18 protein-coding genes are annotated in these 23,153 nt (G+C 63.1%); 13 read left to right on the top strand and 5 right to left on the bottom strand.

What is annotated here, in order from left to right; translation table 11 throughout:
* The 3 genes from pap to QAT43_RS05725 form a co-directional block, all read right to left on the bottom strand.
* Positions 1-1,462: polyphosphate:AMP phosphotransferase (pap, locus tag QAT43_RS05735; RefSeq protein WP_305042090.1), on the bottom strand; the 1,462-nt coding region annotated here is incomplete at its 3' end.
* A 188-nt stretch (positions 1,463-1,650) separates the two neighbouring features.
* Positions 1,651-2,301 carry an outer membrane protein gene (locus QAT43_RS05730; protein WP_305042089.1) on the bottom strand — a complete coding sequence of 217 codons (651 nt, stop codon included), beginning with the start codon at positions 2,299-2,301 and terminating at the stop codon, positions 1,651-1,653.
* A 36-nt stretch (positions 2,302-2,337) separates the two neighbouring features.
* Entirely contained in the window at positions 2,338-4,056 is a 1,719-nt protein-coding gene (locus QAT43_RS05725) for an Ig-like domain-containing protein (RefSeq protein ID WP_305042088.1), read from the bottom strand.
* 155 nt (positions 4,057-4,211) lie between these two features.
* Between QAT43_RS05725 and QAT43_RS05720 the strand changes: the two genes are divergently transcribed.
* The 10 genes from QAT43_RS05720 to QAT43_RS05675 all read left to right on the top strand — a co-directional run bounded on the left by QAT43_RS05720 (position 4,212) and on the right by QAT43_RS05675 (position 16,346).
* Positions 4,212-6,038, top strand: coding sequence for a chloride channel protein (locus QAT43_RS05720; protein ID WP_305042087.1), 1,827 nt, complete (start codon positions 4,212-4,214; stop codon positions 6,036-6,038).
* Positions 6,035-8,275, top strand: a complete 2,241-nt coding sequence (locus QAT43_RS05715) for an ATP-dependent helicase (protein WP_305042086.1) — start codon at positions 6,035-6,037, stop codon at positions 8,273-8,275. The genes QAT43_RS05720 and QAT43_RS05715 overlap by 4 nt, the downstream gene beginning before the upstream one ends.
* Positions 8,276-8,426: 151 nt before the next feature.
* On the top strand, positions 8,427-9,293 hold the full coding sequence (locus QAT43_RS05710; protein WP_305042085.1) for a PhnD/SsuA/transferrin family substrate-binding protein: 867 nt from the start codon (positions 8,427-8,429) through the stop codon (positions 9,291-9,293).
* Positions 9,290-11,527, top strand: coding sequence for a hybrid sensor histidine kinase/response regulator (locus tag QAT43_RS05705; protein WP_305042084.1), 2,238 nt, complete (start codon positions 9,290-9,292; stop codon positions 11,525-11,527). The genes QAT43_RS05710 and QAT43_RS05705 overlap by 4 nt, the downstream gene beginning before the upstream one ends.
* A gap of 166 nt (positions 11,528-11,693) precedes the next feature.
* Positions 11,694-12,251, top strand: coding sequence for a DUF2589 domain-containing protein (locus tag QAT43_RS05700; RefSeq protein WP_305042083.1), 558 nt, complete (start codon positions 11,694-11,696; stop codon positions 12,249-12,251).
* Between the two features lie 27 nt (positions 12,252-12,278).
* Positions 12,279-13,049 carry a hypothetical protein gene (locus QAT43_RS05695; RefSeq protein ID WP_305042082.1) on the top strand — a complete coding sequence of 257 codons (771 nt, stop codon included), beginning with the start codon at positions 12,279-12,281 and terminating at the stop codon, positions 13,047-13,049.
* Positions 13,050-13,079: 30 nt separating this feature from the next.
* The gene (locus QAT43_RS05690) at positions 13,080-13,667 is read left to right on the top strand and encodes a DUF2589 domain-containing protein (RefSeq protein WP_305042081.1); all 588 of its coding nucleotides are present in this window, start codon (positions 13,080-13,082) and stop codon (positions 13,665-13,667) included.
* A 4-nt stretch (positions 13,668-13,671) separates the two neighbouring features.
* Positions 13,672-13,890, top strand: a complete 219-nt coding sequence (locus tag QAT43_RS05685; RefSeq protein ID WP_305042080.1) for a hypothetical protein — start codon at positions 13,672-13,674, stop codon at positions 13,888-13,890.
* A 28-nt stretch (positions 13,891-13,918) separates the two neighbouring features.
* The gene (locus tag QAT43_RS05680; protein WP_305042079.1) at positions 13,919-14,860 is read left to right on the top strand and encodes a hypothetical protein; all 942 of its coding nucleotides are present in this window, start codon (positions 13,919-13,921) and stop codon (positions 14,858-14,860) included.
* A 40-nt stretch (positions 14,861-14,900) separates the two neighbouring features.
* A complete protein-coding gene (locus tag QAT43_RS05675) occupies positions 14,901-16,346 on the top strand; it encodes a DUF4139 domain-containing protein (protein WP_305042078.1) in 1,446 nt (481 codons plus the stop codon).
* A gap of 45 nt (positions 16,347-16,391) precedes the next feature.
* Here QAT43_RS05675 and QAT43_RS05670 read toward each other — a convergent pair whose 3' ends face one another.
* Positions 16,392-17,138, bottom strand: coding sequence for a response regulator transcription factor (locus QAT43_RS05670; RefSeq protein ID WP_305042077.1), 747 nt, complete (start codon positions 17,136-17,138; stop codon positions 16,392-16,394).
* Entirely contained in the window at positions 17,125-18,537 is a 1,413-nt protein-coding gene (locus QAT43_RS05665) for a sensor histidine kinase (protein WP_305042076.1), read from the bottom strand. The genes QAT43_RS05670 and QAT43_RS05665 overlap by 14 nt, the downstream gene beginning before the upstream one ends.
* A 514-nt stretch (positions 18,538-19,051) precedes the next feature.
* On the opposite strand from QAT43_RS05665, the gene QAT43_RS05660 reads away from it, so the two are divergent.
* The 3 genes from QAT43_RS05660 to QAT43_RS05650 all read left to right on the top strand — a co-directional run bounded on the left by QAT43_RS05660 (position 19,052) and on the right by QAT43_RS05650 (position 23,044).
* Entirely contained in the window at positions 19,052-20,536 is a 1,485-nt protein-coding gene (locus QAT43_RS05660) for a hypothetical protein (protein WP_305042075.1), read from the top strand.
* Positions 20,515-20,988 carry a hypothetical protein gene (locus QAT43_RS05655; RefSeq protein ID WP_305042074.1) on the top strand — a complete coding sequence of 158 codons (474 nt, stop codon included), beginning with the start codon at positions 20,515-20,517 and terminating at the stop codon, positions 20,986-20,988. The genes QAT43_RS05660 and QAT43_RS05655 overlap by 22 nt, the downstream gene beginning before the upstream one ends.
* A gap of 547 nt (positions 20,989-21,535) precedes the next feature.
* Positions 21,536-23,044: a hypothetical protein gene (locus QAT43_RS05650; RefSeq protein WP_305042073.1), complete on the top strand. Its 1,509-nt coding sequence runs from the start codon at positions 21,536-21,538 to the stop codon at positions 23,042-23,044.
* The last annotated feature ends 109 nt before the right edge of the window (positions 23,045-23,153 follow it).

Below are 23,153 nucleotides of genomic sequence, written 5' to 3'. Positions count from 1 at the left end.
GCCTCTTGCAAAGGGTCTTGAGCACCTTGATGCGGGCATGGCGCTTGTCGTTGGCTTCGACCAGCGTCCAGGGCGCGATGTCGCTGGAGGTGCGATCCACCAGGTCGCACACCGCCTGTTCGTAGGCTTCCCACTTTTCGCGATTGCGCCAATCATCGTCGGTGATCTTGAAGCGCTTGAAGCCGGTCTGCTCGCGGGCCTGGAAGCGGCGTAATTGCTCGTCCTTGTCGATGGTCAGAAAGAATTTGGCGACGATGGCGCCGCCGCGCACCAACTGCTCCTCGAAGTCGTTGATTTCGCCGTAGGCGCGCAGCCAGTCGGCCTCGGTGCAAAAGCCCTCGACCCGCTCGACCAGCACCCGCCCGTACCAAGAGCGATCGAAGATCACCACGCGGCCCAGGCGCGGCAGATGGCGCCAGAACCGCCACAGGTAGGGTTGGGCGCGCTCCTCGTCGCTGGGCGCGGCGATGGGAACGATGCGGTACTGGCGGGCGTCGAGGGCGGCGGTGATGCGGCGGATGGTGCCGCCCTTGCCGGCGGCGTCGAAGCCTTCGAAGACCAGGACCAGGGACCGTTTGGCGAAGGCTTTCTGGCGCAGCAGCAGGTTGAGGCGGCCCTGATACTTTTCCAGATCCTTGTCGTAGGCTTTTTTGTCGAGCTGCACGGAAAGATCGAGGCTGCGCAGCAGGGTCAGGCCGTTGACCACGGGCAGGGCGGGGGGCGCGGGCCGGCGCGAATGGGCGGGCGGATCGGCGGCGAGGCGCTGCTTGAGGCCGGCGAGCAGGGCTTGGCCGACGCTGAGGTGGCGATAGCGGGGATCGGCGCCTTCCACCACCAGCCAGGGCGCGTCGGCGGTGCTGGTCTGGCGCAGGGCGTGCTCGGCGGCGCGGCGCATCTCCTCGTAGTGCTCGTGCTGGCGCCAGTCCTCGGCTGTGACCCGCCAGCGCGTGGCCTTCTTGCTCTCCAGGTCCTGGAAGCGCTCCCGTTGCGCCTGTTTGGAGAGATGCAGCCAGACTTTGAGAATCAGCGCGCCCTCGTCGGCGAGCATGCGCTCGAAGCGCAGGATGCGGTCCATGGCTTGGTCGAGTTCGGCATGGCCGCCGCGGCCGTAGGCGCGCTCGAGAATCGGCTGGGTGTACCAGCTGCCGAGAAAGATGCCGATCTTGCCCTTGGGCGGCAGCCGCCGCCAGTAACGCCACATGGGCGGACGCTCGCGTTCCTCGTCGCTGGGCGGTCCCAGGGCGTGGGTCTCGATGAAGCGCGGGTCCATCCATTCATTGAGGATGTTGAGGGTCTCGCCCTTGCCGGCACCTTCCATGCCGCCCAACACCAGGATCAGGGGAAAGCGGCGCGTGGCGCCCAACTCCATCTGCGCGTCGAGCAGCGCCTCGCGCAGGGTCGGCACCTGGGCCTCGTAGTCCTCTTTGCTCAGGCGATGGCCGAGTTCGGCGGATTGGAACATGGCGTTCCTCCCAAGGTTAGGATGCTAAAACCATAGCACGCGGATCCCATCTGAAAAGGCGGGATCAAGACGGATTTTCCCGGCAAAAGCCTGATCCGCCCTTATCCCGCCTTTTCAGATGTGATCCGTGTCCCTTATCGACCTTGATCCTGCAAAATCCTGTAAATCCGCCTCCCCAAGTTCTTTCGTTAGCGAAACGTCAGCCGCAGGCCCAGCAACACGGCATGGTTGTCGTATTCCCAGTCGATGCTGGTCTGATCGTCGAGGCGCAAGGTGGCGTCGAGGGTGCCGAAGTAGCGGTAACCCAGGTCGAGGGTGAGCAGCGGATTGATTTCATAGCCGACCCCGAGGCCGGCTTGGTAGGCGAACACCCCGTCGCTGTCGTCGCCCCAGGGCGCGCCGGCGAGGCGGGCGTTGTCGAGGGAGACGCGGGCGTAGCCGAGGCCCAGACCGACGTAAGGCAGCCAGGGGCGCGCGCCGTAGAATTCGGCAAAGCTGTTGGCCATGAAGCTCAGCACCGTGATCTCGCCATCGGCGGCAAAACGTCCGTCGGTGAACTTGGCGTCCTTGAGGTCGTTGCTGCGATAGGCGACTTCCAGTTCCATGCGGCCTTGGCCGATACTGGGATAGCGGGTGCCGATGTCGTAGCCCAGCGCCGCGCCGAAGGCGGTGCCCGCATCGTAATCGACGTGGGCGGTTCCTTGGGCATCGCGCACCTTGGCCTCGTCGAGCAGGGTGCCGCCGCCCCAGACGCCGAGGTAGAAACCCTCGCCGGCGGCGAACAAGGGCAGGGGCCAAAGGGCGAGGAGCAGGAGCGTGGCAAGAATCCGTGCGCGCATGGCGGGTCTATCCTTTCCGGACAATGGGTCGTTGGTTTAATTCACGGTCAGGGTGGTGGTGCGTTCGGTGGTGCCGAAGGTGGCACGGATGGTCACCGTTCCCCGGCTCAGCAGGGTGGCGAGGCCGCGTTTGCCGGCGTTGTTGCTGATGGAAACAATTTCGTCGTTGCTGCTCGACCAGCTGACGTCCTCGGTGAGGACGCGGCTGGTCGCCTCACCGGCAAAGACGCCGCCGGCGGTGAAGGCCAGGGTGGTGCCGAGGTCGCGCGTGGCCGCGGCCGGACCGATGGTGAGACTCACAAGATCGGGATTGATGACGCTGACGAGGACGGTGGCTTCGCGCCCGCCGAAACTGGCGGTCAGTGTGGTGTTGCCGGTGGCCTTCGCCTTGATGCGCGTGGCCCGCGGGTCGCTGGTGTCGACGTCGGCGATCGTCGGGTTGGCGCTGCTCCAGGTGACGTCGCGGCTCAGATCCTGGCTGGGAGCGTCGAGGAAGACGCCCGTGGCGGTGACGGTCAGGGAGGTGTTGACGGGCAGGGCGGTGGGCTGCGCCGGGGTGATGGACAGGCCCTGGAGGGTGGGATTGGTGACGATGACCGTGGTGCTGATGCTCAGCTCGTCCAGATTGGCCGTGACCTGGGTGGTGCCGGGATTGCGCGCCTGCAGGCGTCCCTGGCGGCCCGAGAGGTTGCTGATTTCGGCAACGGCCGTGTTGGAGGACGTCCAGGTGACGAGTTCGCCGACATCCCGCACGGCACCGTTGGTCAGGGTGGCGCGGGCGCTGAAGGCAAGGCTGGTGTTGAGGGCCAGGGCCGGGTTGGCGGGCGTTAGGGAGAGACTGGCCGGTGCCGCGCCGATGATGCCGAGGCCGGTGGACGCGGAGATGCCGCCGAGGCTGGCCGAGATGCGGGTGGTGCCGGGCAGCAGCGCGCGGACCTCGCCCTGCCGACCCGCGCCGTTGTCGACGCGCGCCAGGGCGCTGTTGGCGCCGGCCCAGGTGACTTCCGCGGTGAGGTCGCTTTCACTGCCGTTGGAGAAGCGGCCCGTGGCGCGGTAGGGGAAGAGGGTCAGATTGGCGAGGGTGGCGTCGCGCGGGCGGATGTCCAGGCTTTGCAGGGCGGCGGCGGTGACGGTGGCGCTGACGGCGCTGCTGAGTCCGCCGAAGCTCGCCGTGATGTCCGTGCTGCCGGGACTCAGGCCCCGCAGTCGGCCCTTCTCGGCCGGGCTGTCGCCGACCTCGGCGATGGTCGGCGCGGCCGAGCTCCAGGCGGCATCGAAGGTCAGATCCTGGTTGCTCGCGTCGGAAAAGGTGCCCGTGGCGCTGAGCTGCAGGCCCAGGCCCTGGGCGAGGCTCGGGGCTTCGGGCGCGATGGCGAGGGTGGTAGCCTGGGCGTCGCTCACCTCGATCTGAAAAGTCGCCGCGACGCCGTCGAGTTCGGCGCGGATGACGGCGGTGCCGGGGGCGAGCCCCGTCACCCGACCCTGGGTCGGCGGGCTGTTGCTGACCACGGCCACCTGTGGGTCGAGGGCGTCCCAGAGAACCTCGGTGCTGATGTCGCGGGTGAACAGACCGGAGAAGTTGCCGAGGGCGGACAGCGGGGTCGAGGTGCCCTGGGCGATACGCGCGAGGGGCGCGGAAATTTCCAGGGAGGTGAGGGGCGTGAAGGTGTTGGGCCGGGAAGGGTCGTCGCTTGCGCCGCAGCCGTGAAGCGTGATCGCCGCGGCGAGAAGAAGCAAAAACCGGCAGAAATTCATGATTTCCTCCAGGGTTTCGGGAATTCATGGTTGATTTCAATGCGCAAAAAAAATAGCATGATTTTTTTCCGTTTGTCGCTGGTTAATGTTTGCGGTCAAGGCGGCAGGTTTTTCGTTCCTTTCCACGGCCGTTTTCCAGCGGTCCCCGCGAGCCCGTGAAACTTTCCCTTTCTCCACTTGGTAAGATTGCCTCCGGTTGGCTGCGGCGCGCCAGCAGCGCTTGGCAGAGCCGTTTTCGCATCAGCGAAAACACCTTCATGCTGGTCATGGCGGTGGTCATCGGCCTACTTTCGGGCTTGTGCAACTACGCCTTTCGCCGGACCATCGAGTTCTTCGAGTGGGCGGTCATGGAGCAGGGCCTCGATCTGCTCGGCGTCTCCTTCGACCAGTGGTCCTGGGGGCGGCTGCTGGTGTTTGTGTTTCCGGTCATCGGCGGGTTGCTGATGATTCCCTTCGGCATCCTCTTCGCCAAGGATCTTCGCTACAGCTTTTCGCGGTTTCTCGAGCACGTGAACCTGCGCGGCGCGAAAATTCCCCTGCGCACCATTTTCACCCGCGGCGCCGCCTCGGCCATCACCATCGGCACCGGCGGCTCGGCCGGGCAGGAAGGCCCCATCGCGCAGATCGGCGGCGCCGTGGGCAGTCAGTTCGGCCAGGCGTTCCGGGTCAGCGGCGACCGTCTCAAGGTGCTGGTGGCCTGCGGCGTCTCGGGCGGGGTGGCGGCGACCTTCAACGCGCCCATCGCCGGGGTGTTCTTCGCCGCCGAGATCGTGCTGCTCGCCTCCTTCGAGATTTCCAGCTTCACCGCCATCGTGGTCGCCAGCGGCATGAGCACCGTGGTGTCGCGCGCGCTGCTCGGCAACATCCCGGCCTTCGCCGTGCCGCCCTATGCCCTCAACAGCCACTGGGAGCTGGTCTTCTACGTGGTGCTTGGCACCCTCATCGGCGTCCTGGCGGCCTCCTTCATCAGCCTGCACATGCGCGTCAAGGACGCCTTCGCCGGGCTGCGCCTGCACCGCCTGGCCAAGCCGGTGCTCGGCGGCCTGCTGGTGGGCGTCCTGGGCATCGGTTTTCCGCAGGTGTTCGGCAACGGTTATCTGTTCATGGAGCGGGTGCTGCACGGCGACGGCCTCTGGTACCTGCTCGCCGCCCTGGTGCTGGTCAAGGCCCTGGCCACCTCCATCACCCTGGGCTCGGGGCTGCCCGGCGGGCTGTTCGCGCCCTCGCTCTACATCGGCGCGGTGACCGGCGGCGCCTTCGGCAAGCTGCTCCAGGTGTTTTTCCCCGCCCTCAACATTTCCCCCGGCGCCTTCGCCCTGGTGGGCATGGGGGCGTTTCTCTCGGCGGCGACCCACGCGCCCATGACCGCCATCTTCCTGCTCTTCGAGATGACCGCCTCCTACGAGGTCATCATCCCCATCATGCTCTCCTGTGTGATCGGCACCGCCATCGCCCGCCACTTCCAGAAGGACAGCCTCGATACGGTGGAGCTGTCGCGCGCCGGCATCGACCTGGAGGCGGGCAAGGAGCGCAACATCATGAAGTCCATCCGCGTCGGCGAGGTCATGATGCGCGACCCGGAGGTGCTGCCGGAGAGCATGACCCTGGGCCAGTTCGCCGAGTTCATCGCCCACACCCGCCACACCAATTTCCCCCTGGTCGATCGCGACGGCCAGCTCACCGGCATCATTTCCGTGCAGGATTTTCTCGGCGTGGTGTTCGAGAAGGATCTCATGGATCTGGTGGTGGTCAAGGAACTGGCGACCCTCGATGTGATCACAGTGACCGAAAATGATGACCTCGACCGCGCCATGCGCAAGATCGGCCACCGCAACATCGAACAGCTGCCGGTGGTCGACCGCGAGGACAGTCGGCGTCTGGTGGGAATCATCTCGCGGCGCGACATGGTGTCGGCCTATAACCGTGCCCTCATGTCGCGCAGCCTGGGCGAGGAAGGTGAAATGTGGAGCAAGGAAAAATGACGGCCAAGGATTCTTCCGTCGATCTTTTCGCCAGGCTCAATCCCATGCAGCGCGAGGCGGTGCGCCACGGCGAGGGACCGCTGCTGATTCTCGCCGGGGCCGGCTCGGGCAAAACGCGCACCCTCACCCAGCGTGTCGCCTGGCTGATTCTCGAGCAGGGCCTGGCGCCCTGGCAAGTGCTGGCCGTGACCTTCACCAACAAGGCCGCCGGGGAAATGCGCAACCGCATCGAGAACCTGCTGGGCGGCGGCGAACTGCCCTGGGTGTCGACCTTTCACTCCCTGTGCGTGCGCATTCTGCGTCGCGAGATCACGGCCCTGGGCTATACCTCCGACTTCACCATCTATGACGATCAGGATCAGGAGCGCCTGCTGCGCGAGGTGCTGCGCGCCTTGGACATCAGCGAAAAATCCTGCAAGCCGCGCGCGGCGGCCGCGGCCATCGACGGCTGGAAGAATCGCGGCCTGCGGCCCGAGGACGTGGATCGCGACGATGCCTGGGGCGCTCAGATGGCGGGGATTTACGCGGCCTACCAGAAACGCCTGCGCCAGGCCAACGCCCTGGATTTCGGGGATCTGATCCTGCTCTGCGTGCATCTGCTGGAAACCGACGCGACGGTTCTGCGCCGCTGGCAGGGGCGTTTTCGCCAGGTGCTGGTGGACGAGTTCCAGGACACCAACGCCGTGCAGTACCAGCTGACGCGCCTGCTTGCCGGTGGTACGCGCAACTTGTGCGTGGTGGGCGACGACGATCAGTCCATCTACCGCTGGCGCGGCGCCGAGGTCGGCAACATCCTCGGCTTCGAGCGCGACTATCCCGACGCGCGGGTGATCCGCCTGGAGCAGAACTACCGCTCGACGCGCACCATTCTCGCCGCCGCCGGCGAGGTGGTGGCGCGCAACCGCGGGCGCAAGGGCAAGACCCTGTGGACGGAGAATCCCCAGGGCGAGGCCATCGAGTTGGAGGGCCTGCCCGACGACCGCGAGGAGGCGCGCTTCGTCGCCGGGGAAATCGCGCGGCTGCGCCGCGCCGGTCGCCACCTGCGCGATCTGGCGGTGTTCTATCGCACCAACGCCCAGTCGCGCCCCTTGGAGGAGGCCCTGGTCGAGGCGCGCATCCCGTATGTGATGGTCGGCGGCATCAAGTTCTTCTCGCGCATGGAAATCAAGGATGTCCTCGCCTACCTGCGGGTGCTGGTCAATCCAGCGGACACCATCTCGGCGCGGCGCATCGTCAATGTGCCGGCGCGCGGCATCGGCAACGCCACCATCGCGCGCATCGCCGAGTTCGAGGAACAGGCCGGCGGCTTTCTGCCCGCCTGCCGCCTGGCCCTGGAGGGTGGTGCCCTGGGCGGCGCGGCGGCGCGGCGGGTGGGGGAGTTCATCGAACTGATGCAGGGGTTGCGCGCCAAGCTCGATCAACTGCCCTATCCCGAGCTGACCAGCGAGCTCATCGAGGCGAGCGGCTACGGCGCGGCCCTGCGCGAGGAAGGCACGGAAGAGGCGCGCGAGCGCCTGCGCAACCTCGAGCAGCTGCTCGCCGGCATGGAGGAGCACCGCACCAGCGAAGCGAGTCTACAGGACTATCTCGAACAGGTCGCCCTGGTCACCGATCTCGACAGCTACGACGGCAGCCTCGACCGCGTCACGCTCATGACCCTGCACGCCGCCAAGGGGCTGGAATTTCCCGTGGTGTTCATGACCGGCATGGAGGAGGGCCTGTTTCCCCACAGCCGCGCCGGTGCCGGTGGCGAGGAACTCGAGGAAGAGCGGCGCCTGTGCTATGTCGGCATGACCCGCGCCATGGAAAAGCTCTATCTCACCCATGCCCTGCGCCGCCGCGTGTACGGCGACTATCAGTTCAACCCGCCCAGCCCCTTTCTCGCCGAAATCCCGCCCGCTTTTCTCGCGCGACCCGAACCCGCCGCGCCGGCCCTGGCCAAGACCGCCGGCCACAACCTGGCCTCGGTCTTCGAGCAGCTGCAAGGTCTTTCCGCAAAGGCCGGAGCGCAGGAGCCTCCTGCCGCGTCGCCGGCCGACTTCGTCGAGCCGGTGCAACTGGTGGCCGAGGCCGAGGAAGGCTTGCGCATCGGCACCCGGGTGCGCCACCTCAAGTTCGGCGTGGGCATCGTCCGGCGTCTGGAAGGCAGCGGCGACAACCAGAAAGTGACGGTCTACTTCAATACCGCCGGTCCGAAAAAGCTGCTGCTCAAATTCGCCGGTCTGGAGCCGGCCTGATTTTCCCGGGAATTTTTGGGTGTTTTTGGGTTTGCGCGGTGCGCGGGGATATTGTAAGATTTCGCTAATTTCCAGGCTTTTAAGGAATTGCCCGCCGCGCCTGGTGCCCCGTGCCACCCCGCGTCCCCCGGTTGGGAGGAGGTCGGATCCGATGCCGCGAAAACTCTGTCGCTTTCTCGCCCTGGGCGGCGCGGTCATCCTCCCGATCTTCCTTTTGCTGTCGCCGACCCTGAGCTGGGGCCTCACCTACGCGCCCATTCCCATGGCCAATGCCGAAAAGGTGATTGCCGACACCAAGCCGCTGCTGGATTATCTGAGCCGCGTGCTGGGGCAAGAGATCCGCATCCAGTTTCTCGCGAGCAACGAGGAGGTGGTGCGGGGCTTTGCCGAGGATCGGGTGGATCTCGCGGAAATCGGGCCGCTGCCCTATCTGGTGCTGCGCGAGGTCGCGCCCCAGGCCCGCGCCCTGCTGTTTTTCCTGGAAGAAGGGGTGGTCGCCACCTATACCTGCGCCCTGGTGGCGCCCTTCGACGGCGCCGCAAGCGTCGCCGAGCTTGGCGGCCGCGATCCCTTGTCCCTGGCGACCACCCAGCGGCTGAGCACCTGTGGACCCCTCGCCGCGCGCTGGCTGCTGGAGCAGGGCGGCTTGGACCCGGAGCGGGCCGGCCTGGAGATCCTCGGCAACCACGAGGCCGTGGCCCTGGCCGTGGCCCGCGCCGAGTTCGCCGCCGGCACCCTGAAGACCCTCATTGCCCGCCGCTACCAGCATCTCGGCGTCAGGGCGCTCGCCGAAACCCCGCCCCTGCCGGTATTCGCCCTGGTGGCCAACACCCAGACCCTATCCGAGACAACCCTCTCCGCCCTGGAGCGGGCGCTGCGAGACGCTCCCCTTGAGGAGCGCGCCCGCTGGATTCTCGGTCGCCATGGCTTCGCGCCCGTGACGGCCGACGCCTATGCGCCCCTGGAAGACATGCTGCGCCAACTGGGCCTGACCGCCCGGGATTTTCTCAACCCATGAGCCGCCGCGCCCACCGGGCCATCCTGGTCCTGGTGCTGCTCCTCGCCTGGGCGGCCGTCGCCGGATTGCTCCAGACGCGGTCCCAGGAGCAGGTGCGTGCCTATCTCGCCGAGCGCTTCGCCACCCAGGCCGTGGCCTGGCGCGCCACCATCCAGACCTTCAGCCAGGGCCTGGACATCTACCTGCACGAGTATCTCCTGCGCTCCGAGACCCTTGTCCTGCTGGAGCAGGCCCTGGATCCCGGGCAGCGCGATGAGGCGCGCACCCTGCTCTATCGGCGGCTCTATCCCGTCGATCTGCGTCTGCGCGAGAAAGGCCTGCGCCAGCTCCATTTCCATCTACCCGACGGGACCAGCCTGCTGCGTTTCCACGCACCCCATCAATACGGCGACGCGCTTTTCGACATCCGTTATGCGATTCGCACCGTCAACCGCGAACTGCGGCCGCTCACCGGGTTCGAGGTGGGGCGGCACATGTCGGCCTTTCGTTTGGTGCAGCCCATTGTGAACGACCGGGGACGCCATCTCGGCAGCGTCGAGCTGGGGATGCCCTTTGAATTCCTGCGCCGCTCGGTATCCGAGCTCAAGGGGGAGGGCGAATTTACCCTGTTGCTCAATCGCGAGTTCCTTGAGGTCGTCCATGCCCTGAACCGTTCCCTCTACACCCCCTGGGCCGGCGACGGCGAGGCCTGGATGGTCGAGGACCAGGGCCGCGAGTTGCCCGATGCCGCGCCGCCCCTGTCGGCCCAGGCCGGGGACATCGAAAAGCGCATCGCCGAACGCGCCGACATCCGTCAGGCGCTGCGCGCCGGGCAGGGCGGCGCCTTCCAGGTCAACCTCGGCCGGAGCAGCCAGGTCGCCACCTTCACGCCGCTGCGCGACATCGAGGGGCGCCTAGCCGGGTACCTGGTGTCCTATGCCGAGGCGCCGCAACTGGCGGGGCAGACGGCCAATCTCTGGGGCAACCTGACGCTGGCGGGATTGCTGCTGGCCTTGCTGGGCCTGGCTGGCCATCGTCTGCTGATCGGCCGGGAAAAGCTGCAACTGGCCATGGAGGAGAGCCGCCAAAGGGCCGCCGAGGCCCAGGCCGCCAACGCGGCGAAAAGCCTGTTCCTGGCCAACATGAGCCACGAGATCCGCACGCCCATGAACGGCATTCTCGGCATGTCCGGGCTGCTCCTCGAAACCGAACTCACCGGTGAGCAGCGCCAATATGCCCTCACCGTGCAGGGCAGCTGCGAGGCGCTGCTCTGCATCCTCAACGACATTCTCGATTTCTCCAAGATCGAAGCCGGGCGCCTCGACCTGCGGAGCATCCCGTTTGATCCACGCGCCACGGTGCGCGGCGTGGCGGAACTGCTGACCCAGGGCGCGCGGGAAAAGGGGCTGGCGCTGCATTGCCGGATTGCCGAGGAGGTGCCCAAGGCCCTGCGCGGCGATCCCGGGCGTCTGCGCCAGATCCTGCTCAATCTGGGCGGCAACGCCGTCAAGTTCACCGCCGAGGGCGAGGTGTCCATGGACGTGAGCCTGCTTGCGCGGGAGGACTCCCTGGCCCTGTTGCGCTTCGCGGTGCGCGATACGGGCATCGGCATCGCGCCGGACCAGATGGGTGCCCTGTTTCATCCCTTCGGCCAGTTGGACGCCTCCCACACCCGAGTGTTCGGCGGCACCGGGCTGGGGCTGGCTATCACCCGCCGCCTGGCGGACATGATGGGGGGCGAAATCGGTGTGGAGAGCACGCCCGGCGCGGGCTCGTGCTTCTGGGTGGATCTGCCCCTGGCCCTGGCCGCGGAGCAGGATGCCGCCCGCGTCTCGGACCCGATTGCGCCCCCGGCGCCAACCGTCGCACGCAACAGGGCGCGCATTCTGCTGGCCGAGGACAATGCCGTGAACCGCCTGCTGGCCGTGCGCCTGCTGGAAAAACACGGTTTTCGCGCCGAGGTGGTGCAGGACGGCCGCCAGGCGCTCCAGGCCCTGGATGAACAGGCCTACGATCTGGTACTCATGGATATCCAGATGCCGGAAATGGACGGCTTCGAGGTGGTGCAAAGCGTGCGCGCCGGTCGCCGCGGCGGCCCCAATCGCCAAACCCCAATCATCGCCATGACCGCCCACGCCATGAAGGGCGACGAGGAACGCTGCCTGGCGGCGGGCATGGACGATTACCTGGCCAAGCCCATTCGCGCCCGGGAACTGCTGGAGAAGATCGATCGCTGGCTGGGGGCGAGGGGGTAGAGGCAGAAGGGGTTTTTATCATTAATAATCGGTCACTGCCATTGACTCCTCGGTGACTGCCGATAGACTGATTTCATGCGATGGGCTTCTGGTGATCGGTTGCAGAAGCTTGCCTTGCGGGATTTGCGTTGGGTGGTCTTGATTCCTCAATCCAAGGGAGGCGATCATGGCGAACGGCAGTCAGGAGACGGCAACCCGGCAGTTGGGCAACATTCCCTTCGGTACCCTGATCGGCGGGCCGATGACGGCGGCGGTGGAGGCGCAGGCCAAGGCGGCGCAGTCATCCCTGGGCTTTATCGAGGGCGTGGCCTTCGACAAGGACGGCAAGGTGCGCAACGTCACCTTCGATTACGAGGGGCCGGGCGGCAAGCAAACCCTCGTGGTGCCGATTCTCACCATCGTGCCCATTCCCTTTATCCGCATCGACGACATGACCATCAATTTCAAGGCGAGCATCAACGCCTCGAGCGAAACCTCCTCGACCAGCGCTGAATCCTCGGAGGGCAAGGTGGCCTTGGCGGCCAGCGCCAAGTATCTGTTCTTCAGCGCCAAGCTCGATGCCTCCTATTCCAGCAAGAAAGACTCCACCGCCACCCAGGGCTCCAAATATTCGGTGGAGTACACCATGGATATCAACGTCCATGCCGTGCAGGACGATATCCCCGCGGGGATGGCCAAGGTTCTCAATATTCTCACCGACAACATCAAGGCGAACAAGGCCTAGCGCCCGTCCGCCGGAAGACACCACGCCATGGCCGAACTGCATCAGATCCTTGGGGCACTGCTGCGCGATATCGCCCAGGCGCGTTTTGCCTCCGATATCTATTCCCGCAACATCAGTCGCTACTACGAGCAGAATTCCCTGCTGCGGCGTTTTCCGGTGCCGCGGGCGGAAATCGAAGAGGTGGAGATCGAGCTGAAATTCACCCTGTCGGGAGTGGATTTCGCCGGCGACAGCGGTGAAGGTCGCGAGGCGCGACTGGCAAGTTTTTTCGAGCGGCATAGCGACGCCCTGGCCAGTCGTTTTTTGCGCAACGCCGTTGCCGCCGCCCGCTCCCTCGGCAAAACCGAACTGGCTGACGAACTGGGGCGCGAAGCCTTTCGCATCGATTTGCGCCAGGATGTATTGCGCTACCTGATGAACAATTATCCCCATCTGCTCGATGCCGGCGGCGGATTCAACGTCGAGGCGGCCCAGGAGGGTCTCAAGCCGGTGATCGTGCGCGCTTTGGCCTATCGCATGGAGCGGGTCGGCGAGACCAGTCGTGAAATGGTCGGCACCATTCTGGGGAAAACCGAAATCAGAAGCGTGCTGTCGGCCCTTGCCGACGAGGTGAAAAAATCCTGGACGGGGGGCGCGGATTGTCGGGTACTGGTGGAGGTCGCGGGCACGGCGCTGGCGGAATTGCCGGCGGAGGCCATTTCCAGCATCCGGATCAAGGCAGGATTGCGCAACTACAACTGGATGCAGGTGGAAAGCCAGGAAGAGGGTCGCACCTGGCGCGCCCTGAGTCCGGAATAGCGAGAACTCGCAGGCCCGTGGAGAAACGCCATGCCCGAGAAGGTTCCGGAAAAAAAGAATGATTTTTATCACCTCACCGCCCTGTCGCTCAATCAGCTGATCGGCGCGCCACTGCACGCCATGATCGCGGCGGAAAGCCAAGCCGCTCAGGCGACCGCCGCTTTTATTCGCGAGTTCGGCTTTGAGAGCGGCGGTGGTCCGGAGGAGGCGGATGATTTTGGAAAATTGCGCATGGCGCGTTTCCAGCAGGAAACCACTGGAGTCGACGGCAAGCCGCGGCGGGTGCGAGTCGAAGTGCCGCTGCTGTCCCTGCTGCCCATCCCGGCATTGCAGATCAGGGATGCCCAGGTGGAGTTCTTTGTCAAGATCGTGGATATCCAGCGCGGCGCACGGCGCGGCGTGGCGGCGGCCCGCGGCCAGGAGTTGCCCGATCTGCAGCCCATCGACTTCAAGGCGACCCTCGCCCCCGACCCGGCGAGCGCCGGAGGCCGTTCCACCGAGATGCAGATGAAGGTCAGGATCAACATTCACCAGGCCGATGTCCCGGCCGGCATGGCGCGTCTTTTTCACCTGATGGAGCAGGGCATTTCCGCTCGCGAACTCAGCTCGGGAGATTAGCCCCATGACACCTTCGGTTCCCGGCCTGCCTTGTCCCCGCTGCGGCTTTCACATTGCTACGACCCTCGACCTGCTGCTCGCGGCGCGGCCGTTTTTCTGCTCGGGCTGCGGCTTGCAACTGACCCTCAACGCGGAACAATCGCAAGGGGCGCTTGCCGCCCTGCGTGAGCTCAAGCAGGGCCTGGATGCCGCCACCGCTTTGCGCCGCCGGCACCCCGGCTGATGTTGTTTCGCCCCGCGTGGCCTCCTTCATGAAAACCAGGCGGTTTCATCCTCGCACCGATGCCCTGGTTTGTCCCGCGGGGCTGATCGGACCCGTTGAGTTGGCGCGGTTGCAAGCGGCCTTGGGCGCGGCGATCGGCGAGGCCCTCGGCGTATTGCGCGCGGAATTCGGCGGCATGGTCGACTATTACGATCTGCCCCGGCGCCTGGCGCTCTGGCAACAGGCTTCCCGACCGGACGGCTGGCAGACCACGGCCGCGGCCCTGGGTGCCGTGGACCTTTTTCTGGCGCGGTGCTCGCCGCCCCGGGCGGCTGCCTTTCCCGCCTGGCCGGAATTTCTGCGGGAACGGCTGCTGGCGGATCTGGTGGCCAGCAGTGCGCGCCTAGTGCAGTGGCGCGCCATCCTATACGGCGTCCCGGAACAATGGCTGCCGGAGGATCTGGTGCGCCGCAGTCTTCACCAGAAGCTGGCCTGCGACGAACGCTTCGTTTTTCTGGATTTGCATGTGATGCTGCGCCTGCCGACGCCCGGCGGGAAAGCCTGGCTCGGAGCGGCCAGCCGCCGCGAGTGGTGCAAGATTCACGAACGGCTGGCTGCGGGGCGCCCCTGTCTGGTGGAGTTGATCCGAGAGCAGTCTTGCCCGGATCTTTGCCGGCGGGAAACCATCGTGGTCTATGCGGCGGAGCCAGGTGGCGACGATCGCTGTGTGCTCCATGCCTATCATCCGCGGTGGGGCGCGAAGGAATTTTGTCTGGATGTGGATTTTGCCGCCGAGGGTCTTCACCTCCGGGAAGACGTGGCGAACCCAGAAAAACTGCGCGGATTTTTCATGTTGGACTGCCGAGCGCAACAACCGCCCCTCGGCTGGAAGGGGCGGTTGTTGCGCTCGGTCGGCATCGCCCAGCTGCAGTGGTGGTGGCGGCATCGGCCCACTGGGGCTCAGAGCGACAGGAACCTTTCAATCTGCTAAGCTTGCGAAATGTCCGTTCATCGCCACAGGAGTTGCCGCCATGTTCAAGTCAGGCTTGAAGCTGTTTGCCACCGGTTTTTATCTCGTCGCCCTGCTTGCCCCCGCGTGGGCCGCGCCGGAAATTTCCACCGCCCTCGACGACCAGAAAGAAATCGCCCTGACCATCTACAACGAGGATCTGGCGCTGGTCAAGGACCGCCGTCAGGTGCGCCTGCCCGCCGGTGAGAGCCGCCTGGCGGTGCGCGAGGTCAGTGCCCTCATCCGTCCCGAAACCGCCTTGCTGCGCACCCTCGATGGCGGTGGGCCATTGCGGGTTTTGGAGCAGAATTTCGACTTCGATCTGCTCAGCCCCCAGAGCCTGCTGCAAAAATACGTGGGGCGCAGGGTGCAGGTGGTGCGCACCCATCCCCAGAGTGGCGCCGAGAGCCTGGAGGAGGCCACCCTGCTTGCCTACAACGACGGGGTGCCAGTCCTGCGGCTGGGCGAGCGCATCGAAACCGGGGCGCCGGGACGCCTGGTGTTCCCCGAGGTGCCCGCCGACCTGCGCGAGCGGCCGACCCTGGTCCTTGCCCTGAACGGTCCGGCGGCGGGCAACCGTGATCTGGAACTGAGCTATCTGACCGGCGGGCTGTCCTGGCGCGCTGATTACGTCGCCGAGCTCAGCGCCAAGGACGATCGCCTGGATCTGTCCGGCTGGGTGACCCTGACCAACCAGAGCGGCACCGCCTATCGCAACGCGCGCCTGCAACTGGTGGCCGGCGATGTGCATCGCGTGGTCGAGGACAAGCGCATGCCCGCGGAGCTGATGATGCGCGCCGCCATGGCCGCCCCGGCTCCCGAGATGGCCGAGGAGAGTCTTTTCGATTACCATCTCTACAGCCTGGCGCGCCCCACCACCCTCGCCGATCGCCAGACCAAGCAGGTGGCTCTGCTCAGCGCCGCCGGCGTGGCGGTGCGCAAGGAGTATCGGCTGCGCGGCGCCGATTACTACTATGCCGGGCGCCATGGCGAGCTCGGCGCGCGCCTGCCCGTCGGGGTGTTTCTCGAATTCGTCAACCGCGAGCAGGACGGCCTGGGACTGCCCCTGCCCCAGGGGGTGCTGCGCGTGTATAAGAAAGACAGCGGCGGCAACGCCCAGTTCATCGGCGAAGACCGCATTGATCACACTCCGAAAAACGAACGGGTGCGCCTCAAGCTGGGCCATGCCTTCGATATCACGGCCGCGCGCACCCAGACGGACTTTCGGCGTGTCGCCGGCGGCGAGCGCCAGCCGGCGGTGATCGAGACCGCCCATGCCCTGCGCCTCAAAAACGGCGGCAAGGAGGCTGTGCGGGTGCGGGTCGAGGAGCCCGTGCCGGGGGATTGGGAGATTCTCAAGGAAAGCCTGCCCCATCGCAAGGAGGCGGCCAGTCTGGCGGTGTGGGAGGTCGAGGTGCCGGCGGAGGGCGAAACCCTGCTCGAATATCGAGCGTTGGTGCGCTTCTGAGATAAGAAAAAACCCCGTCGCCTTGTTGGGCCGACGGGGTTTTTATTATCTCTGGCTGGATTTGAAGCGCTTGAGCCAGGCCTGGAAATCCTGCTCTTCGTTTTCCATCTCGAAGGCGTTGATCAGGCCGCGGCGCAGGCCGCTGGCCACGGCGCGATTGCGCAGGTTGAAGGCGTCGCCGAACTTTTCGCTGTGAAACTGTTCCTGGTCGATGCCGAGCTTTGAGTAGAGGGAGTTGAGGCGGCTCTGCACGCCGCGTCGCGACAGGTAGCGGCGCTGGGCGATGAGATTGTCGGTGAGGCCGAGGGAGATGTCGAGAAGCGCCTCGTACTCGATATCCGACAGGGAGGTCTGGCTGTGACCGGTGCGTCCCTGCACCTTGCGCACCTCGGGGTCGATCCAGCACTGCTCGTCGATGAGCACCGTGCGGATGGCGGCGGCGATGCGGTCGCGGGGGTTGGACTTGAGCACATAGCCGTACACCGTTTCCGGCGGCACGATGCGCAGCAGGGCGCGCACGTACATCTCGTCCTTGTACTGGCTCCAGAACACGATGCGCGCCAGGGGGCGCTTGTCCCAGAGGGCGCGGGCGAAGTCGATGCCGTTCATCTCCGGCATCTGAATGTCGCTGATGACCAGGGGCCGCTCCACCTGAGCGGCCATTTTCAGGGCGGCCAGGCCGTTGTCGGCGCGTTCGATGTCGCCGGTGAAATCTTCCTCGCGCAGCAGCCGCTCGAGAAATTCAAAATCCTTGGGGTTGTCCTCAGCGATGAGAAACTTATAGGTCTCCATGGCCTGCCTTGTCTGTGTCGCGCTCCGGGCGCAGGTTGCCGTTTAGGGGGAGGTTGAGTTCAAAGCGGGTGCCGCTGGTGAAGCGCGACGGCCCCCACTGCACGCGGGCACCGATCGCCCGGGCGCGCTCGCGAATGTTGTTGAGACCGCGCCCGCCGCCGTGCACGCCGTCCTGGGGCCTGAACCCGCTGCCGTTGTCCTCGACAACCAGCACCAGCGCGTCGTCGCGCCGGTCGAGGGTTACTTCGTAGCGGCTTGCCTGGGCGTGCTTGATAACGTTGTGCACTGCCTCCAGGGTGATGCGGTAGAGAGACAGCAGGCACAGGCGCGACAGGCCCAGGCCCTCGACCTGCGGAGATACATAGAGATGGTACTCGGGAAGCTGCTCCTTGTCGAGGTGGCGCTCGAAATGGGATTGCAGGGCGGCGCCGAAGCCGAGGATCTCGAGGGTCTGGGGGTGTAGATTTTCCATGACGTCGCGCAGGTTGGCGATGGCGCGCTGCAGGTCTTCCTCGACCTTGCCGATGTCGGCGGCGCACTGGGCGTCGTGACGCAGGCCCTGCAGGGTGCGCAGGATGTTGGAGAGATCGGAGAGGGATTGGTCGTGGAGGTCCATGGCGATGCGCCGCCGTTCCTCCTCGGCGCCTTCGAGCAGTTTCTCCGTGCTGACCACGCGGATCAGGCGCTCGGTCATCTGGCTGATAGAGACCGCCAGCTCATCGAGTTCGTCCTGCACCTCCTTGGGCGCGGGCGGCGCGGTGAGATCGCCGCGGGCGATGCGACCGGCGCTGTCGGAGAGGGTCTTGATGCGGCGCAGCAGGCGACGCGCGAAGAACAGGGAAAGCAGGGTGCCCAGGGGAATGGCGGTGCCCATGCCGATGATGGTGACCATGGCGGTGCGCGCCACCAGCTCGTCGATGTTCTGCAGGTTGACGTCGCGCAACTGCTCGCGGCGCTGCTGCGAGGTCTCGGCCAGGGAGACCAGCTGCGGACGCAGCAGTCCCAGGGCGTTGAGAAAGCGGGCGCCGTCGTAGCCGCGCTTGGAGTCGAGATCCTCGGCAATTTGCTTGAGTAGGACGCGGGTGCTCTCGGGCAGGATCATGAGTTCGAGAATGCGCGCCACCGCGCCGGAGAGATGGTCGTGCAGCTCGGCGAGAGTTTCGAGTTCGACGATGTCGATCTGGCCGCGGCGGTTAATGTGCAGGACCATCCCCTGCAGGCGCTGGGCGGCGAGGTCGGCTTCCGCCAGGGCGACGAAGGTCAGGGTGACCTTGCGTGCCTCCTGGCGTTTCACCGAGAGATCCCAGTAGGTGTACTGGAGAAATATCACCAGCAGGATCGTCAGGGTGAGAACCGTGGCGGGGGCGAGAATGATCTGTTGTTTGAGGGTTAGACGCATTCGGGCAAAATATCACAGATAGCGACTCGGAACACTGTGCAATCGCACAGTGGCGACTGGGTTCCCGCTCGGAATTTTTTGCGAAAATGTCTCTGTCCGCGCCTTTTTTCTCCGGGTATAGTTTGAACCATCGACGGCCTGTTGTGGCAGGCGGGCCGGCGATGGTGACTCCCTCTTCATTGCTTTACTCCCTCTCAAAAGCGCGAAGGGCCGACGGGATACCTCCCCCGTCGGCCCTTCGCGCTTTTGTGTTGAACAAGCAGTGGAAATTTCCCTTGCCCACCGTCGTCCTATGCGCTAAGGTCGCGCTGGTTGTTATGTTTTTTTCTGTGCGATGTGGGACAACGAGGGCTGGCATGATCGTTGAAGTAATGGCCGTTGAATGAATCAGAAAGCCGCCACGGGCCGAAGGGTCCGTGGCGGCTTTTGTTGTATTGGCCGGATTGGTCCCTGCCTCCAGCAAGATGGCGGATTGATGTCCGGACGATAAATCACTCAAAGCGGAGGGAAAAGAATGAAAAACCTTGTCATTTGGGCTGCCTTCTTCATGGCGATGCTGCCGATCCACACGCCGTTGTACGGCGCAGAGGCAAACCTGCTCGGCCCCGAATCCCTGGCCGTCGGCAAAGGAAAGCCGCTGGTCGCCACCCGGTCTTTTTCCGGAATCGCCGGGGAAACCGCGATGCTTATAATCACCAACGGGACCTCAGGCGGCGATCATCGCGTATCGACCGGGTCGATCTCCGTGAATGGAATCGAGATCCTCACCCCATCGGATTTCAATCAGCAGGTCGGCACCCTTACCCGCGTTTTTGCGCTCAAAGGGCAAAACGAACTCATCGTTACGCTAGGGGGCGGGCCGGGGAGCCTTATCACCCTCGCGGTCGCCGGCGGCGCAAGTCCCCCGACGCCATCTCTTCCCACGGCCCGCCTTGGCGCCGATCCGTCCACCATTCTATCCGGCGAATCCTCGAGCCTGTCCTGGACCACGACAAATGCGCAGCGGGTCACCATTCAACCCGGGATTGGGGAGGTTCCATCGTCAGGGTCGATCCAGGTGTCGCCGACGCAGACCACACTTTACCGTCTGACCGCCGAGGGGTCCGGCGGACAGGCGGCCGCCGAGGTCCGGGTATCCGTCCTGCCGCCTCCCGTTCCACCAGGAATCACTTTTGACCCTTATCAAGGCGCCCCTCTCGATGGCGCGACGGTCGATCAATGCGAGATCACGGTCAGCGGAAGCGTCACGGTGGCCAATCCCTCGGAAATCGGGGTGAGAGTCGCCGGCGTCGTCGCCCAGGTCGACAATGGGCGCTTCATTGCCAATCATGTCTCGTTAACCGAAGGTTCGAACACGCTCACGGCCATCGCCACCGACGCGGACGGAAATACCTGGTCAACCAGCGCCGGGGTGTTTTGCGCGCCGACCGACGAATACATCAACCTGAAGGCCGATACGGAAGCAGGCTTGGCTCCCCTGCCGGTGGTCTTTTCGGTCGACACGAACCTGACGACCGTTTCGGGCGGGTCGTTTCAATGCTCCGGTCCCGTGGAGAAAACCCCAGTTGCCGGGGAGGACAATACGTACGCCGTGCATCTTGAAATGCCGGGCCTTTACACCTGCAAGCTCAGGGTTCTCGACCTGCGCGGAACCGCCTACGAGAAATCCTTGGGAATTCGCGTCTACTCCAAGGCGGAGTTGGATGGGCAGCTGAAATCCAAATGGCAGGCCATGACCGAGGCAATGTGGACCGGCGATGTGGATGCCGCCGTAGCGCATTTCTCAACACGGACGCGCGAGGTGTACGCGATCGAGATGGCAGAGATGGGCACGGTACTCGACCAAATCGTCGCCGATATGCAAGGGATCGAACTGGTTGGTCTCAGAGGCGACAGAGCTGTTTACGAGCTTCAAATTCTAAGAGACGGCGTTCCGTATTCATTTCAGCTGGAATTTCAACTTGACGAGGACGGGTTATGGCGAATTCGAGCATTCTGAGAGATAGATTCAAGGTTCTTTGTTTTTGCTGCTTGCTTCTCGCCATCCTGTCTCTTCAAGGATGTGCTTATTACACCAAGCCTGTCTACAGCGGGAGGGTCATTGATGCAGAGGATGGCACACCGTTGGCGGGAGTTCAAATTGAAGTTGAATATTGGGTAAAACATCAGACTCTTGTAGAAAAAAATACAAAAAAAATACATACGTACCAAACAATAACAAATTATGACGGATACTTTGAGATACCATCTTACAAAACTATTAAAAGCCCATTTTCGTGGGATGGGTTTGTATTATTTTCATTCAGAAAAATTGGATACGTTTACATAGGTAGTATGAACCTTGCGGAATGTCTTTCAACGGGTTGTGAAAAGAAAAATTTTAAATATTTGCACGACAATTCAAAAATTTATTTTGTATCTAGTCACTTGATTGAATTACCAAAAATTTAATTTAAGGGGGAATTTAAATGAAAAGCTTCGCAAAATATATTTCACAAAAAATTTTAAACATTAAATTTTATTTTATTTTCTTTATCGCATTTTTTCCACAAAGTTCTTTTGCCTTTCAAGATATTGCTCATGAATTAATCAACGAAGAGGTTTCATTGATTCATGTTTATCCTGATGGTAGATTTAATCTTGAATATTTTTAAATAAAAAATTGGGATTTCTTTATGGCCTCAATGAACCTATCGATTATAAATTAAATTTTATAGCATGGTCTTTTGATCCTATCACGGTCCGCCAAATAATAAAAAGTGGCGGCTCGCTAGAAGATAAATCTCCACGCTATTTGAGACATTTTCGCGATGCAATCAGCAACCACGGCCTTTGGAATTATTTCAAGTCGGCCCTTGTCTGGGCACAATCACCCATCGGAGACTCAGGGTACTCCTGGAACGATGCCCGAAAACATTTTTACGCCGCATTGACGGGGACAGAGCCGGATACCCGTAATGTCGAATTTTCCAGGGCCTTTCGATCGCTCGGGCAGGTGATGCACCTGGTTGCCGACATGGCGGTCCCCGAGCATACACGTAATGACGGCCACCCTTTTTCGCCCGGCATTGAGGCATACGTTGAAGAGAGGCTTGGAAAGGATCGCAATTCGTTTGACAGCGCCCTTGGCCGCCCCTACTTTTTTGACTTCAAAACTCTCCAAACAACGCCCAGCGCTTTTGCTGCCCGTGGCGCCCCCATCCCTCTCGCGAACCTCTTCGACCGGGATCTATATTTCGGCACAAATCCGGAGATAACAACGGGCAACAAGATCGGGCTGGCCGAATATACCAACGCCAACTTTCTGAGCACCGACACCAACCCGGTCGATGCCGACGTCGCCATCCCCCCGCTGCTGACGAGCACAACGCCCAAGGTTTTCGCGATCACCCATCCGCTGGGATACCCGGAAAAAGTACATCGCTGGTACCATGTCAAAAACCGAGACGGCGAGACCGGCGGCGATGATGGGTACAAGCTGACGGCCATGTCAGTCCTTTCCTTTTATCGGCAGACGCTGTTTGGGGAAAGTCTCCTTGCGACCATTCCCATCCTGGACGAGCCTGTTTATGAAGACTACGCCAGGCTCTTGCTGCCCAGGGCCGTCGGGTACGCGGCAACCGCGCTGAACTACTTTTTTCGGGGCGATATCGAGTTAAGCCTGCCCGAACAAGGATTTTATTCGATCGCCACCGATGAGCGGGAGGGTTTTCACCAGATCCGCGTTCAGGCGAGGAACGTCACCGTCAACGAGGAGGAGATGCCGGCGGGCAGCATCGAATTGGTGGTCAGGCATAAGACCGCCTTGCAGGATCCCTTTCAGGGAATCCCCGTGCCGGTCAGCGAAAATTTCAGCTATATCGTCGCCCAGGAAGCGAATGGCGTGAGGAGCATCCCGCAAGGATCTCCCGTGGAACTGGTTTTCAGCCTCCCCGAGGAGATTCCCCTCAATGCCACGGATGTGACCTTGCAGGTGGTCTATCACGGCAGGCTGGGTTTTCAAACCGTCGCCGGTTATGTCGGGGAAAATCAGGGCGTCGGCGTCGGTTTTCTTGACATCAGCGAACCTACGGTTGTCGACTACATCAACAGCATGGATGTTGTCTGTGTGAATGGTGAAATTCTGCCCGCCGGAAGCGAGGATGCCCTGAATGCGCTCGACGCCCAAGAAAAGAAGATCTCATCCTACCTCGACCTGTTCGCGCATGATATTGTCGATTCGTTCCTGAAGTACTCTCCCCAAAACAAAATCAGCTACGCCTCGCCACTGCATTACGACGCAACTCTAAGCAGGGTGCCTGCCGGGCATTATGCGCGGCACTTTGTTCTCACGGAACCCCACGGCACCTATGTGAGAATCAACGATCAAATGCAAATCGCGAAAAAAGATCCACGAGATACCTTTTTGCACTTGGCAAGTCGAAGGACATTTTTCCTACAGGGCATGATCAACCAAGAGATCATGGAAGATGGCGTCAGGACAAGGTATTATTGCCACGGTGAATAAATATTTAATTTTTACTTAGTTTGTGGTATGATGCCGGCATGAAAACTACAGATGCCCGCAAGCTCAATCAGCAGACACAGTTCGAACTCCGCAAGCAGGTTGTTCGGCT

Origin of the sequence: Geoalkalibacter sp. (genome assembly GCF_030604225.1) — a bacterium.
GTDB lineage: Bacteria > Desulfobacterota > Desulfuromonadia > Desulfuromonadales > Geoalkalibacteraceae > Geoalkalibacter.
Note: the sequence above shows the minus strand (reverse complement) of the source record. Positions and strands in the feature narration are given on the sequence as shown.